Annotated in this window: 8 protein-coding genes; 7 read left to right on the forward strand and 1 reads right to left on the reverse strand. The window is 51.5% G+C overall.

The window, feature by feature from the left end; all coding sequences use genetic code 11:
- Nucleotides 1-141: 141 nt before the first annotated feature.
- A complete protein-coding gene (locus MJO57_RS19250) occupies nucleotides 142-5010 on the reverse strand; it encodes an NAD-glutamate dehydrogenase (RefSeq protein WP_252017985.1) in 4869 nt (1622 codons plus the stop codon).
- A 405-nt stretch (nucleotides 5011-5415) separates the two neighbouring features.
- Between MJO57_RS19250 and MJO57_RS19255 the strand changes: the two genes are divergently transcribed.
- From MJO57_RS19255 to MJO57_RS19285, 7 genes are all read left to right on the forward strand, one after another.
- The gene (locus MJO57_RS19255) at nucleotides 5416-6387 is read left to right on the forward strand and encodes a MoxR family ATPase (protein WP_252017987.1); all 972 of its coding nucleotides are present in this window, start codon (nucleotides 5416-5418) and stop codon (nucleotides 6385-6387) included.
- Between the two features lie 173 nt (nucleotides 6388-6560).
- A complete protein-coding gene (locus tag MJO57_RS19260; RefSeq protein WP_252017989.1) occupies nucleotides 6561-7463 on the forward strand; it encodes a DUF58 domain-containing protein in 903 nt (300 codons plus the stop codon).
- Nucleotides 7464-7536: 73 nt separating this feature from the next.
- The gene (locus tag MJO57_RS19265; RefSeq protein WP_252017991.1) at nucleotides 7537-8034 is read left to right on the forward strand and encodes a DUF4381 domain-containing protein; all 498 of its coding nucleotides are present in this window, start codon (nucleotides 7537-7539) and stop codon (nucleotides 8032-8034) included.
- Nucleotides 8027-9064 carry a VWA domain-containing protein gene (locus MJO57_RS19270; RefSeq protein ID WP_252017993.1) on the forward strand — a complete coding sequence of 346 codons (1038 nt, stop codon included), beginning with the start codon at nucleotides 8027-8029 and terminating at the stop codon, nucleotides 9062-9064. The genes MJO57_RS19265 and MJO57_RS19270 overlap by 8 nt, the downstream gene beginning before the upstream one ends.
- Entirely contained in the window at nucleotides 9057-10994 is a 1938-nt protein-coding gene (locus MJO57_RS19275) for a VWA domain-containing protein (protein WP_252017995.1), read from the forward strand. The genes MJO57_RS19270 and MJO57_RS19275 overlap by 8 nt, the downstream gene beginning before the upstream one ends.
- Nucleotides 10988-12772, forward strand: coding sequence for a BatD family protein (locus tag MJO57_RS19280; protein ID WP_252017997.1), 1785 nt, complete (start codon nucleotides 10988-10990; stop codon nucleotides 12770-12772). The genes MJO57_RS19275 and MJO57_RS19280 overlap by 7 nt, the downstream gene beginning before the upstream one ends.
- A gap of 367 nt (nucleotides 12773-13139) precedes the next feature.
- Nucleotides 13140-14219, forward strand: a complete 1080-nt coding sequence (locus tag MJO57_RS19285) for an NAD-dependent epimerase/dehydratase family protein (protein WP_252017999.1) — start codon at nucleotides 13140-13142, stop codon at nucleotides 14217-14219.
- Nucleotides 14220-14263: the final 44 nt, after the last annotated feature.

Consider the following 14263-nt stretch of genomic DNA (forward strand, 5'->3'; position numbering starts at 1 on the left):
GTCACCAAAATCCACCATCAGGCCAAAGGTGTCAGTGTTGAACATCTGTTGCCCATGACCTTATCGCCGGTGATTTAAACATCCCGAACGGGTGAAATTAGGGGTAGATGCAGTTCCCCAACTACTTACCTTAATTTTTCATCAATTGCTACCATGCATGCTAACCTGAGCCAGGTCCATTAACTCACGATTGGCAACAGCAAACATGGCCAGATCTGCCTGCGGGGCACTGCGTATATCCGCCAGCATACTTTGCCAACGAGCAACCAGGGCATGATTATCCATTATCCATTTATCGATGGTTTGCTCAATGGGGACGCCATCCTGGGCCATATTAATCAGGCCTTTAGACAAGTTACGCTGCTGCCAGTTCAGCTCATCCCTGGCGCTGTCCCGTGCCAGAGATTGCCAGTGGTTAGTCACCTCCAGTTGCGACAGGGCATGACCATACCAGTTCAGTTCCAGGCGAGAGCCAATGGCAAAGAAAGTTCTGACGGCTACCTCCAGGGGAACCCCGGTTTCATCGGCTGCCCTGATTACCGGCAGCGCACTTAACAGATAACGCTGTCCGGCAACCACCAGAGCCAGATCCGGTGGAACACCTTGCGCGACCATACTGTCAATGGTCTTGTCTAACCGGGCTTTTTCTTCTTCACCGAGCGTTTCCGTAAAACAAGACAGGAATTTCTCAACCCTGGGTCCATAATGTTCAACACATTCGGCGGGTATCAGGTCCTGACGCTTCAGGCGGATAAACCAACGGGTTGTTCGCCGCACCAGTTTGATCAATGCACCCATCATCTTGTATTGCAGTGAGCTGGGCACTTTATGATCCAGTTGCTCAATCATCATCCAGTAACGGGATACATCAAAAATATCACGACTGGCACTGAAGGCACGGGCGATCTCGGCAGATGAAGCCCCCGTTGTCAGCTGCAGTCGATAAACAAAGGTGATCCCCATCATATCAATCAAATGGTTGGCGATCTGGGTGGAGATGATCTCTTTGCGCAGACGATGTCGTCTGATCTCTTCCGGGAACCTGTCTACCAGAATCTGTGGAAAAGCACTGTACAGCTCCCGGGTAAGGTATGGATCATCAATCACCGTCGAATTCAGCAATGCTTCTTTCAGGTCTGCCTTACTGTATGACACTAGCAGCGACAATTCAGGCCGGGTTAACCCCTGGCCACTAGCGGCGCGTTCTGCCATCGTTTCATTATCTGGCAGGAACTCGATGGTTCTATCCAGCTTACCCTGCTCATCAAGGTGTTCCATGAAACGACGATACTCGCCCATTCTTGTGGCAACATCCGATTCAACCACTGAAATAGCCTGTGTCTGACGATAGTTATTGGTCAATACCAGGGCTGCTACTTCATCGGTCATGCTTTCCAGCAGCTGATTTCGCTGTTTAATGGTCATGTCACCATTGGCGACCATATCATTCAAAAGAATCTTGATATTGACCTCGTGATCAGAACAGTCAACCCCCCCGGAATTATCGATAAAGTCGGTATTCAACCCACCGCCCTTAAGTGCATATTCCATCCGGCCAAGCTGACTCAGCCCAAGATTCCCCCCTTCTCCGACCACACTGGCCTGCACTTCACAACCATTAATTCTCAATGGGTCATTGGCCTTATCCCCCACGTCACTATGGGTTTCGTTCATTGACTTGATGTAGGTACCGATACCGCCATTCCATAACAGGTCAACCGGGGCCCGCAGCATACAGCGAATCAACTCATTGGGTGGCAGGTGATTGGCGGTAATGCCAAAACGCTGCTTCATTTCAGGACTGATGGCAATTGACTTTGCCTGACGTAAAAAAACCCCGCCACCTTCAGAAATCAGGCTGGTGTTGTAGTCTGTCCAGTTGGAACGGGGCAATTCAAACAGGCGACGCCGTTCGGCAAAACTCTGATAAACATCGGGGTTGGGATCGACAAAAATATGCAGGTGATTAAACGCCCCCACTAAAGCAATGGTTTCGGAACACAGCATACCATTGCCAAAAACATCACCTGCCATATCGCCAATACCGATGGCAGAGATCACATCCTGCTGGACATGAATACCTTTTTCCCGGAAGTGTCTCTGAACCGAAACCCAGGCACCTCTGGCGGTAATCCCCATCTTCTTGTGGTCGTAGCCGACACTGCCGCCAGAGGCAAAGGCATCCCCCAGCCAGAAGTTATAATCCCTGGCAATCCCGTTAGCGATGTCGGAAAACGTTGCCGTTCCTTTATCAGCGGCCACCACCAGATAACTGTCGCTGTCGTCATACATCACCACGCCATCCGGATGAACCACGTTCCCATCCACCAGATTATCCGTAATATCCAGCAGCCCCCTGATAAAGGTTTTATAACAACGTACCCCCTCTGCCATTATCGCTTCCCGGGTACCATTAACCGGTAACTGCTTGGGGACAAAACCACCTTTGGCACCTACCGGAACAATAAGGGCATTTTTAACCTGCTGGGCCTTGACCAACCCAAGAATCTCCGTTCTGAAATCTTCAACCCGGTCAGACCAGCGCAAACCGCCACGTGCTACCTTGCCACCTCTGAGGTGGACACCTTCAACAATGGGCGAGTAGACAAAGATTTCATACAGTGGCACCGGCCTGGGAATGTCGGGTATCTCCCTCGCCGCCATTTTCAGTGAGATATACGACTTGGTACTCCCTTCGTCATTCTGCTGATAAAAGTTGGTTCGCTGTGTTGCCTTGATCACATCCTGGTAACACCGGATGAGCTTGTCTTCACTCAACACTTCCACCTGATCAAGCCCATGGAGAATTTGCTGCTGAATGTGCTGCTGACGGGCCAGACGCTGTGTTATGGATAGCTCCAGCAAGGGATTGAAGCGAACCTCAAACAACGCCACCAATAGCCGGGCAATTTCAATGTTATTGCACAAGGTTTCAGCAATGTAAGTCTGACTGAAACCGACACGAATCTGCTTCATATAACGTGCATAGGCCCGCAGCATGGCCACCTGCCGCCAACTCAGGCCGGCGGATAATACCAGTCGGTTAAACCGGTCATTTTCCGCCTCGCCAAACCAGATTTTTCCAAACGCTTCCCGGAAGGTCGGCCCCACTTTCTGCAGATCGATGTTAATTCGTGAATCGAAGCTTAATTGAAAGTCATGAATCCAGATGGTCTCACCGGAAGTGGTGTGAATCAGATAGGGGTACTCACCGAGCACACGCAGGCCCAGGTTTTCAATAATTGGAATCTGGTCCGCTAACGGCAAAGGCTCGATAAAATGGTAGAGTTTCAGATGAACCAGCCCGGCAGCATCCTCCAGTGACCGGTAAAATCCCATGGACAGTGGTCGGTCATTGTCCATTTCGGCAAAATGGCGAATATCCGTGACCGCAGACTGAGGTTTGAACGCTTCCTGATAAGCAGCACTGAAACCATCGGAGAACCTTGCCAGCAGTTTATTCCCCCGCACCTCTCCAAACGTTTCCAGAACCTCTTCCCTGAGTTCATCCTTCCATGACGATCCAGCGAGAACAATCTCCCGGGTAATCACGTCCAGATGGTAATCAATCCGACCTTTCAACTTGAACACAAAATGAACTCTGGCCAGGATTGATTCAGAAAAATACGTGGTAAACTCGCTGTCTTCTGCCTCCAGACGATGACAGAGAATGTTTTCCACCCGCTGGCGGAAGCGGGTACTGTAGATATCCCTTGGCACATAGACCAGAGCCGAACAGAAAGGCCCGTATGGGTCCTGGCGGATAAAGACTTTGATCTGTTTACGTTCCTGCATGCGCAGAATTGACATCGCGGTCTGAAAAAGCTCGTCCTGACGGGTCTGAAAGAGTTCATCCCTCGGGAAAATCTCCAGTATCTGTACCAGATCTTTGCCATGATGGCTTTTGGGGTCCAGGCCAGAGCGTTGAATGATCGCCGACACCTTGTTACGGATATATGGAATGGCATAGGGCGTCTTGCGATACACCGGAGAGGTGTAGAGACCAACAATGCGCGCCTCACCAACAATCTCCCCCTGGTCATCAAAGCGTCGTACGGTGATAAAATCAGGGTAGGCTGGCCGGTGAACACTGGAGCGGACAGAGGCTTTGGAGAAAGAGAGCCGCTCGGTCAGCTCAAACAGGTCATGTTCAATAAAGGGTTCCAGTGACAGCTGACCGGGCTGACCCTCCCTGACTGGCTTCAATAGTCCAAACAATGACTCCGACGGTCTTCTCAGCCGACGGCTGCCTTCATACTCGGTGACAATCAGTTCTTCATAACCCAGGAACGTGAAATTGTCATCCAGCAGCCATTCCAGAAAATCCTGAACTTCATCGTCCTTTTTCAGCAAACCTCCCGGCAAAGCCCCTGACTGTCCTTCCCCCAGCTGCCCTGTTATTGCCGCCAGCCGTTTCACCCGCCCGGTCATTTCATCAAAGTCATCCACAACACGACTGACATCCCTCAGAACCGCGTTCAACTGGATTTTCAGCTGGTCCAGTTCGCCCTGGTCCTCACAACGGTCAATTTCAAGATAAACAAAGGCCTCCTGGCTAATAAACTCCCCCTTCCCGGGTTCATCCCCGAACTGCAGGGTCATATCTTCGGCACGTCGGGAGTACAGCACCCCATTGCGCAACAAATGAATGGTTGAACCATACTCGTTCAGTTTCATCCGGATGGAGTCTACGACAAACGGCATGTCCCGGTGGAGAATGCGTATGACGGTGTGGGTTGAATGCCAGCCATGCATGTTATATTCCGGATTGATGACCTCAATGCGCGGCTGCTCCGGATTATGGTATTGAATAAACTTCCAGAATGAGTGGGTAGCTCCCAGCAGTTCCTGCCAGTTACCTGAAACCAGATCCTGATGGGTATCCAGTGAGTAGTATCGATAGACAAACTCATGAAAGCTATCCAGCTGATCTTCCGGAAGATGGGTAGCCAAATCGCTAATCAGTTTATCCAGCGTTTCTTCACGTTCCTGACTGTTTAACGCCCCCATCCCTGGCATCTCCACTGTGAATAGTTATCTGTTTTGAAATCCATGTACTAGACCATCGGCTCCGGCGAATCTATATTGAACGGTGCTGTCAAAAATAGCGCCTATAACCGTAAAGCATTTGCCAAGACTCGGAAGCGGGGGTTATCAATCAGTGAAATGGCCTGTAGAATCTCCGAAACGTAAAGTGGGGTGTGCCCGTCACTTACAGCTAAACATCAGGGTGCTGCCAACCCTTTTGGGTTAAGTACTTTGGGTTAAGTACTTTAAGTCGTTAGCTCATGCAGAAGTCGTTAGCTCATGCAGAAGTCGTTAGCTCATGCAGAAGTCGTTAGCTCATGCAGGGTCGACTCTTTCCGGTGACTTACGCACTCCCTTGATCGACGCAGACAATCCCAGGTTGAAAAAATGTCATCAAGCCACTGTTTTACCCAATTCAGTCAGCTCAAAAACTACCTCTGCAACACCATTATTGGTCAGGAACATCTGGTTAACCGCCTGTTGATCACTCTTCTGGCTGACGGGCACCTGCTGGTTGAAGGTGCGCCCGGCCTGGCCAAGACAAGAGCAGTTAAAGCACTGTCGGATGGTCTGGATGCCGATTTTCACCGCATCCAGTTTACCCCTGACCTGCTGCCTGCCGATGTCACCGGTACCGACATCTATCTACCGGAAGATGGCAGTTTCCGGTTTCAGCCCGGCCCGATATTTCACAACCTGATTCTTGCTGACGAGATCAACCGCGCACCGGCCAAAGTTCAGTCTTCGCTCCTGGAAGCCATGGCCGAGCGTCAGGTCAGTGTTGGCCAGAAAACCTATCCACTGCCTGATGTCTTTATGGTCATGGCCACCCAGAACCCCATTGAACAGGAAGGCACTTACCCATTGCCGGAAGCCCAGCTGGATCGCTTTATCATGCACGTCCGGGTCGGCTATCCCGATGTTGCAGCAGAGCGGGCGATTTTGAAACTGGCCAGGGGAGAAGCCATGCAGACAGCGGTTGAACGCCCACAGTCCCTGCTTGGGCAGGAAGACATTCTGCAGGCCCGCCACGAAGTTCTGGCTGTGCACATGGAACCGCCTGTTGAGGAATACATTGTTCAGCTGATTAATGCCAGTCGCCACCCTGAACTTTACAGTAATCAGCTCTCAGGATGGCTTGATTATGGGGCAAGCCCCAGGGGTACCATTGCCCTTGATCGCTGCGCCCGTGCCTATGCCTGGCTCCATGGCCGTGATTATGTCAGCCCTGATGATGTCCAGGCCATCGCTCAAGACGTGCTGCGCCACCGCCTGCTGCTGACCTTTGAGGCAGAAGCCGAAGGTAAGGACGCAGACCAGGTCATCAACCAGTTGTTACAAATGGTTCCCGTCGCCTGAGCGAATTCGGAACTGTATGGCAGGAAGAGCTATTGGTTAGAACAGCTATTAGTAAGAAGCGCAATTAGAGAAGATCCATGAGTGGAGCCTACTGTACATTACAGAGTCTGGTCAATCTGCGCTTGCAGGCAAAGGACCTGCCCCTGTTTCGCCGAGGACGGAGCCTGCGGCAGATGCTGGGTAACGCCCGTTCCCCCTTCAAGGGCCGTGGCATCGACTTTGAAGAAGTCAGGGCTTATCAGTTCGGTGATGATATCCGCTCCATCGACTGGCGGGTCACTGCCCGGAGAATGAAGCCGCACACCAAAGTGTTTCAGGAGGAGCGGGAGCGGCCGGTAATGATTTTGCTCGACCAGAGCCACGCCATGTTCTTTGGCAGTCAATTGAACTTCAAATCCGTCACTGCGGCAGAAATCGCTGCGCTGATTGCCTGGGCGACCCTTAGCCATGGTGACCGGATCGGCGGTGTTATTTTCAATGAACATGAGTTACTGGAAACACGGCCAAAACGCTCCAGAAAAACACTCATGCACTGGCTGAACCAGACTGAGCAGATGAACCGGAAGCTCCGCCTGGCCTCCATATCCGGTATGGATGCGGAAAATGGTCTGGCCAGAACCCTCCGGCACACCCGGCGAGTGGCTCATCCCGGCACCCAGATATTCCTGATCAGCGATTTTAATCATGTGAACGAAGAGTCCGGGCAACACCTGGCTCAACTTGCCCGCCACAATGAACTGATGGCCATCAAGGTGAATGACCCGCTGGAGCAGCATCTGCCCAATCCGGATCAATACCGGATAACCGATGGTATGCACACTCTGTGGGTGAACACCGGCCACCCTCAGCTTCGCCAGCAGTTCCATCAGCACTTCCTCCGGCATCAGGAACAGCTGAAGCAGATGCTTTCACGATATCGTATCCCGCTGCTGGAGATTAATTGTGCTTCACCCTCCGCACAGCAATTACTGGGATTGTATGGTGTCAGGACCAACAGCAATACCAACAACAATACCAACAACAATACCAACAGCAATACCAACAACAATACCAACAACAGGGAGCTGCCTCAGTGAAAATACATCAGCACCTGAAAGTATTGGTGGTTGAAACCTGTGTAGAGCTTACGGCTGCGAAGGGGACTTAATCATGGACCAGCAAAACCCTCTGGACCAGCTCCGCCCAAACCATCTTCCGGACCCTGTTGGATTGTGGCCACCGGCCATGGGCTGGTGGCTTGTGGCGGTTATCGTTATTGCTCTGCTGGTTCTGGTTACTGTCTCTATCCGGCGTCGATGGCAGAAAAACCGTTACCGCTCAGAGGCGCTGCATCAGGCCAGACAAATTCTGGCTGACTACCAGGTTCATCAGTCACTGCACAGACTGGCCAATGAGTCCAATGAACTGTTAAAGCGGGTAGCCCTGCATGCGTTTCCCAGGGCCCAGGTTGCCGGGCTGACCGGGGACGCCTGGAGCCAGTTTCTGGCGAATACCGGGGACATCCCCGAATTCCTTCACCACAGTGCATTCAATAACGACCGTTATCATCCGGAGATACCGCTAATGCCCCCCGATGGTTCTCCCGACAAGATGCCAGAGAACGTGTACGAACTCACCCGGCGATGGATAAAGAAACACCATGCTTGAGCTTGAATGGCCCTGGATACTGATTGCCCTGCCCTTACCCCTGCTGGTTTATCGATTTATCAAACCCGCCAGTAGCGGTAATGATGCCGCGCTGTATACGCCTTTTTACGGAAAACTGTCGTCCATGATGGGTGAGCAAAACGCAGAACCGAAGGCGCCTGCTGGCAAACGAATCCTGCTGCCCGGCCTGATCTGGATTCTGCTGCTTTTCGCTGCCAGCAAACCGGTCTGGCTGGGAGACCCCGTTGAGGTACAGGACAGTGGTCGGGATCTGATGATGGCCGTTGACCTGTCAGGCAGTATGGAGATCAATGATATGGTGCTCAATGGCCGTCAGGTTGATCGGCTAAGCGCCACCAAAGCGGTGATGAATGATTTTATCGAGCGACGTCGAGGGGACCGGCTTGGACTTATCCTGTTTGGTACCCGGGCCTATCTGCAAACACCGCTGACCTTTGACCGTGAAACAGTCAGAACACTGATGAACGAGTCAGGGATTGGTATGGCGGGTAACCAGACCGCCATCGGTGATGCCCTGGGTCTTGCCGTCAAACATCTTCGTAAACGCCCTGAAGATAGCCGTGTACTTATATTGCTGACTGATGGCGCTAACACCGCTGGCGAAATTTCGCCATTACAAGCCGCACAGATCGCCAAAGAAGAAGGCATCAAAATCTACGCCATTGGCCTGGGGGCTGAAGAGATGGTCGAACGCAGTTTCTTTGGCTCACGCCGGGTTAATCCATCGGCCGACCTGGACGAGCACACTTTACAGGAAATGGCAGGACTGACAGGCGGTCAGTATTTCCGGGCCCGTAATATTGAAGAACTGAATAACATTTACACCCTGCTGGATCAGCTTGAGCCGGTTGCCCAGGAAAACGAACTGTTTCGCCCCAGCAGGAACCTGTTTTTCTGGCCATTGGGGCTGGCGCTGCTGTTAAGCCTGATCCCGGCCATCATGAATATCTATTTACCTGGTACTCTGTGTGCATGGAAAACTGACAAAGGGAGGAATCGCCATGACTGAATTTTTCTCTTTGTTCCTGCAGCAATTCCATTTTCTCAGACCCCTCTGGCTGCTAATGCTCCTGCCCTGCATCACCCTGGTATGCCTGCTCTGGCGACAACGCCAGGATCACGGCAGCTGGTCCAGAGTCATTGCCCCCGCGCTCCTTCCCTGGTTACTGGAAGGAGAGCAACAGAGACAGGCTCGCTGGCCGCTGATGCTTTTACTCACTGGCTGGGTGATAACCTCTTGCGCCCTTGCCGGCCCGGCCTGGCAGAAGCAGCCGGTACCCATCAGTAAACAACAACAGCCATGGGTGGTCGCCGTTGATCTCTCCTACCACATGTATGCGGCTGACCTGTCCCCCAACCGCCTGACCCGGATGCGATTCAAGCTTCAGGACCTGTTCGACCAGCGCAGTGAAGGGCTCTCCGCTCTTGTTGCCTATGCCGGTTCAGCCCACACCGTTGCCCCTCTGACAGACGATAGTCGCACCTTGAACAACCTGACCAAGGCACTTGACCCGGAGATCATGCCCGTTCAGGGAAATAACCCCGTCGAAGCCGTACGTCTGGCAAAACAACTCCTGACTCAGGGCAGCAGTGAATCAGGTGATATTTTACTGGTTACCGGCTCAATGACCGAAGCACAGGTGGCGCAGATTTCAAGCTTGCTGCAGAACAGTGGTATCCGTCTATCCATTCTCGGTGTCGGAACAGAACAGGGAGCACCGATTCCATTGCCTGATGGTGGTTATCTGAAAAATCAACAGGGAGCCATTGTCGTACCTCAGCTGGAACAGCCTCGCCTGCAGTCACTGGCCCGGGCCAATGATGGTCGATACCAAACCATGACCATTGCCGATACAGACCTGCAAGCCCTTCTGCCAACCGGCAACCTAAATCAACTCTTCAGTGAACAGATAACCACTGATCGTGAGTTTGATCAGTGGCACGATGCCGGTTACTGGCTGATATGGCTGCTATTACCGGCCGCCCTGCTGGGCTTTCGCCGGGGTTGGTTAGTGCTCATTATGATCGCCCTGCTGCCGGTCACTCAGGATGCCATGGCATTGAGCTGGGATGATCTGTGGCAGACACGGGATCAGCAGGGACAGAAGGCACTTCAAGAAGGTAATCCGGAGCTGGCAGCCAGCCTTTTCGCTGATCCGGCCTGGAAAGCGGAGGCATTGTTCCAGAACCAGCAGTTTGATGAGTCTGCATCAACACTGGACATTCCGAATGGTCCATCTGCAGATCCGATAACAGATTACAACCGGGGGAATGCACTGGCGAAAGCAAGCAAACTTCAGGAAGCCATTGACGCTTATGATCAGGCATTATCACAGCAGCCGGACATGGACGATGCCAGATTCAATCGTAATCTGGTTGACCAGCTGTTAAAGCAGCAGTCACAGCAAAATCAGGGAAACAACAGGGAGCAAGATAACAGCCAGGAACAAAGCGACCAAGGTAAAGATACCCAGCAAGCGTCCCGGGGCGATAATAGCCAGTCCAGCAACAACCGTGATGAAGCTTCTTCAGACAATGAGAAAGCCGGTGAAAACACCAGAGAACAGGAGCCCTCGTCTCTCCCTCCCTCCCGGGACAACTCATCAGTTGATCAGAGCCAGCAACAAGGCCAGAAACAGGCCCAACCAGAACCGTCTGAAAAAGAACCCAGCGCAAGCCCATCGCAACAGTCCGCTCAGACAGAAAAACATAATGCTGATGATGAGGCTTCGGAAACAATAGCCAGCGCGTTGCATAAAGAAGAGCATAAAGAAGTGCATAAAGAAATGGATAAACAGCCACTTTCTCCCGAACAGCAGGCGATTGAAAGCTGGTTGAGAACCATTCCAGATGACCCGGGTGGTTTATTACGCAGGAAGTTCCTACAGCAGCAACGCTCTTCGCAACAGCAAAACAGAAAGGAGGAGGCATCATGGTAAACCGTAAGTCATTTCACCTGCTATTGACCACATTGATCAGTCTTGCGGTTTCCATGACGGCCCATGCCGCATTTACCGCCAGCGTTAACAGAACCTCATTGGCCAGCCATGAAACTCTTGAGCTGACACTGCGTACGGATGAAAGTTCCGGTAATGCTCCAGATCTCAAACCTCTGGAGTGGAGCTTTGACATACTGGGGACCCGACAGCAGAGCCAGACCAGTATCATTAATGGCAAAAGGGAGTTTACCCGCGACTGGATCGTTACCCTGGCTCCCAAACAACAGGGAACACTGGTTATTCCACCGATCCAATTGGGCGGCCTGCAATCCGAACCGGTAACCGTCACCGTCAGTGATAACAGACCAGATGACTCAACAGGTGATACCGGCCCTATCCTGATGAAAGCCGATGTCAGCAGTGACAGCATCTATGTCCAGCAGGAGCTGATTTTCACCCTGAAAATTCTCTTCAACGTCCAGCTGTATGATGATAACCGGCTGAGTGCCATGGATATCAGCGATGCGCTGATTCAGCAGCTGGGGGAAACCCGGAAACTGGATACCATCATTGATGGTATTCGCTACCGGGGTTTTGAGTTGAAGTACTCGATTCATCCCCAATCTGTGGGTGCAATGATCATACCATCGCTGACGTTTACCGGTGTGGCGGCAGAACCCCGGGACCCATTTGGCAGCATCTTTTCCAGTGGCGGCAAACCGGTGCTGGCCCGCTCCAGGGAGATTCAAATCGAGGTAAAGCCCAGGCCTGAAAGTTACCCTGCCGGTGACACCTGGTTACCAGCGAGAAATCTATCGATTCAGGAGCAATGGAGTCAGCCCCTGGACCGCGTAACCGTGGGTGATGCCATTACCCGAACCATTACCGTCGATGCTGACGGTCTCAGTGCCGCACAACTTCCACCGATTCTGATGGCTCAGCCAAAGGGAGTGAACAGCTACCCGGATAAATCCGGTACCGAAGATCGTGAGACGGCAAATGGCATCCGGGGGCAGCGCACAGACTCAATAGCCATGATCCCGACACGACCCGGAAAAATCATGCTGCCTGCTATCGAATACACCTGGTTTGATACCGAAAGTGGTGAGATTAAAACATCCAGACTGCCTGCCACAGAGATCGATGTTATTGCAGACCCAAACGCTAATGCTTTAACACCACCGGTTGTTGCCTCACCGACCACATTACCGACAGACAAGCCGGCAGAGTGTCCGGAACCAGCCACCGATACAACACCACCGACATCTACCAGAATCTGGCCGTATTTAACCGCATTTTTTGCTCTGTTGTGGCTAGCGACTTTGGGACTCTGGCGATTCAAATCAAATTCCACAACCAATACTGAACAACGAGTCAGTAAAACGGGTGGTCACCATCAACTCGGGGAACCGTCCTCTGAAGCAGAGGCATTCAGGCAACTGGAAGCAGCCTGCCTGAAGCAAGACGTTCGCCTGGCGCTGGGTGAATTGAAAAACTGGTGCCGTCTATATCTCGGCAACAATATAAACAATACAAACAACACCAACAACATCGACAATGCAAAATTGACATCGTTGACAGACTGCCTCAATCAACTTGGCTCGGAGGAACTGAACTCAATCTGCAATCAACTGTCAGCCAGCCTTTATGGTTCTCAAGTCGGAGAGGCTGCTGAAGAAGTGCAATTGGCCACATTGCTGGCAGTGTGCAGAAAAATCAGAGACACACAGTCCGGTGGAAAAAAAGATCAGCCGCTTGGCAGACTTTACCCAGAGTAGGCAGTGACACTCCATGGACAGTGGCTCTTAAGAAAAGCATTTTCCAGCGTTGGTTGAGGTAACAAAACAGAAGCTCTGAACAGAAACGCCCTGAGCAATATCAGGACGTATTCCATTTGGCCAACGACTCCGGTTCGATAAAGCGCCCTGGCTGCACAGCAACCGTTTGGTTTTCAGCAAATGCGTCCACAGCAAATCAGATTTTCGTCAACTCTGTAATCCATATGTGGTATGTGACTCGTGCCGGGATTGACAAAAATGACCCGAAAACCATCAGTTGGAAATGAACTCTCCCCAAACAACTAACCGATTGGGGTCCCTTCATTTTCATCTTAAACAATAATAATGACAGCCGTGTACTGCTCTTATGACAATCGAAAAAAAACTTCCTGAAGCTGTGGCGCTTGGTAAAGTCCTGGTCACTGGCGATGCCGGCTTTCTGGGTAAGAATCTTGCCAGGGAACTTCTCAACCGGGGGCATCGGGTAAGGGTCTTCGACCTGGCAGTGTGTGACCTTGAGCACCCTGACCTGGAGAAGGTACAGGGAGATATCTGTGACACAACATGGGTCACCAAAATATGTCAGGGAATTGATACGGTTTTTCATACTGCTGCTGTTATTGACATTCGTTCAACCAAGGTTGTCAGTCAGCAAGTGAAAAAGCTCTCCTATGACATCAATCTTGGTGGCACACAGAATATTATTGAGTCTTGCTTCACTCAGGGAGTTAAACGACTGGTTTATACCAGCTCCAACAGTGTGGTTATTAATGGCCAGCCCATTACCAATGGCGATGAAGACCTGCCATATGTAGACGAATTCAGGGATTTGTATACAGAAACCAAAGCCAAAGCAGAACAACGGGTGCTGGCAGCCAATGGCCAAAACGGACTGCATACCTGCGCAATACGCCCCAGTGGAATCTGGGGCCCCGGCGACCAGACCATGTTTAAACTATTGATTAAAGAGCTGATCAACGGTTCCTTTAAGGCTCTGGTCGGTGACGGAAAAGCAAGACTCGATAACGCTTACGTTCACAACCTGATTCATGGAAAACTGCTTGCCGCTGCCCAGCTGAGTAAAAATGGCAATGCCTCTGGTCAGGCCTATTTCATCAATGATGGTGAGCCCGTCAATATGATGGAGTTTTCACGGCCTCTGGTGGAACAACTGGGACACCCTTATCCGAAAAAAAGAGTCCCCTATCAACTGATAAAAACGGTGATCTCAACCTGGGAGAAACTGCACCAGTGGTTTAAGATTGGTGAACCTCCACAGTCCACACTGGCTCTGGAAAGAATCGGAATCGATAATTTTTTCAGTATTGATAAGGCGCACCGTGACCTGGGCTACGAACCGCTCTACACCAGCGAGAAAGGTATGAAAGAGGCGATGCCTTATTACCAGAAACTTCATGACAAAATGAAGGAAGAAACCGTACAGTAGCCTGCCGTCTTAAGTCCGACAAGCTCCCGGGGTGCACTCTTATA

It is taken from the genome of Endozoicomonas sp. SCSIO W0465 (genome assembly GCF_023716865.1).
Classification (GTDB): Bacteria; Pseudomonadota; Gammaproteobacteria; order Pseudomonadales; family Endozoicomonadaceae; genus Endozoicomonas.

What these genes read in the sequence shown, in the direction of transcription:
- MJO57_RS19250 (WP_252017985.1), bottom strand. Translation starts at nt 5,010, where the DNA reads ATGGGGGCGTTAAACAGTCAGGAACGTGAAGAAACGCTGGATAAACTG.
- MJO57_RS19255 (WP_252017987.1), top strand. Translation starts at nt 5,416, where the DNA reads ATGTCATCAAGCCACTGTTTTACCCAATTCAGTCAGCTCAAAAACTAC.
- MJO57_RS19260 (WP_252017989.1), top strand. Translation starts at nt 6,561, where the DNA reads ATGCTGGGTAACGCCCGTTCCCCCTTCAAGGGCCGTGGCATCGACTTT.
- MJO57_RS19265 (WP_252017991.1), top strand. Translation starts at nt 7,537, where the DNA reads ATGGACCAGCAAAACCCTCTGGACCAGCTCCGCCCAAACCATCTTCCG.
- MJO57_RS19270 (WP_252017993.1), top strand. Translation starts at nt 8,027, where the DNA reads ATGCTTGAGCTTGAATGGCCCTGGATACTGATTGCCCTGCCCTTACCC.
- MJO57_RS19275 (WP_252017995.1), top strand. Translation starts at nt 9,057, where the DNA reads ATGACTGAATTTTTCTCTTTGTTCCTGCAGCAATTCCATTTTCTCAGA.
- MJO57_RS19280 (WP_252017997.1), top strand. Translation starts at nt 10,988, where the DNA reads ATGGTAAACCGTAAGTCATTTCACCTGCTATTGACCACATTGATCAGT.
- MJO57_RS19285 (WP_252017999.1), top strand. Translation starts at nt 13,140, where the DNA reads ATGACAATCGAAAAAAAACTTCCTGAAGCTGTGGCGCTTGGTAAAGTC.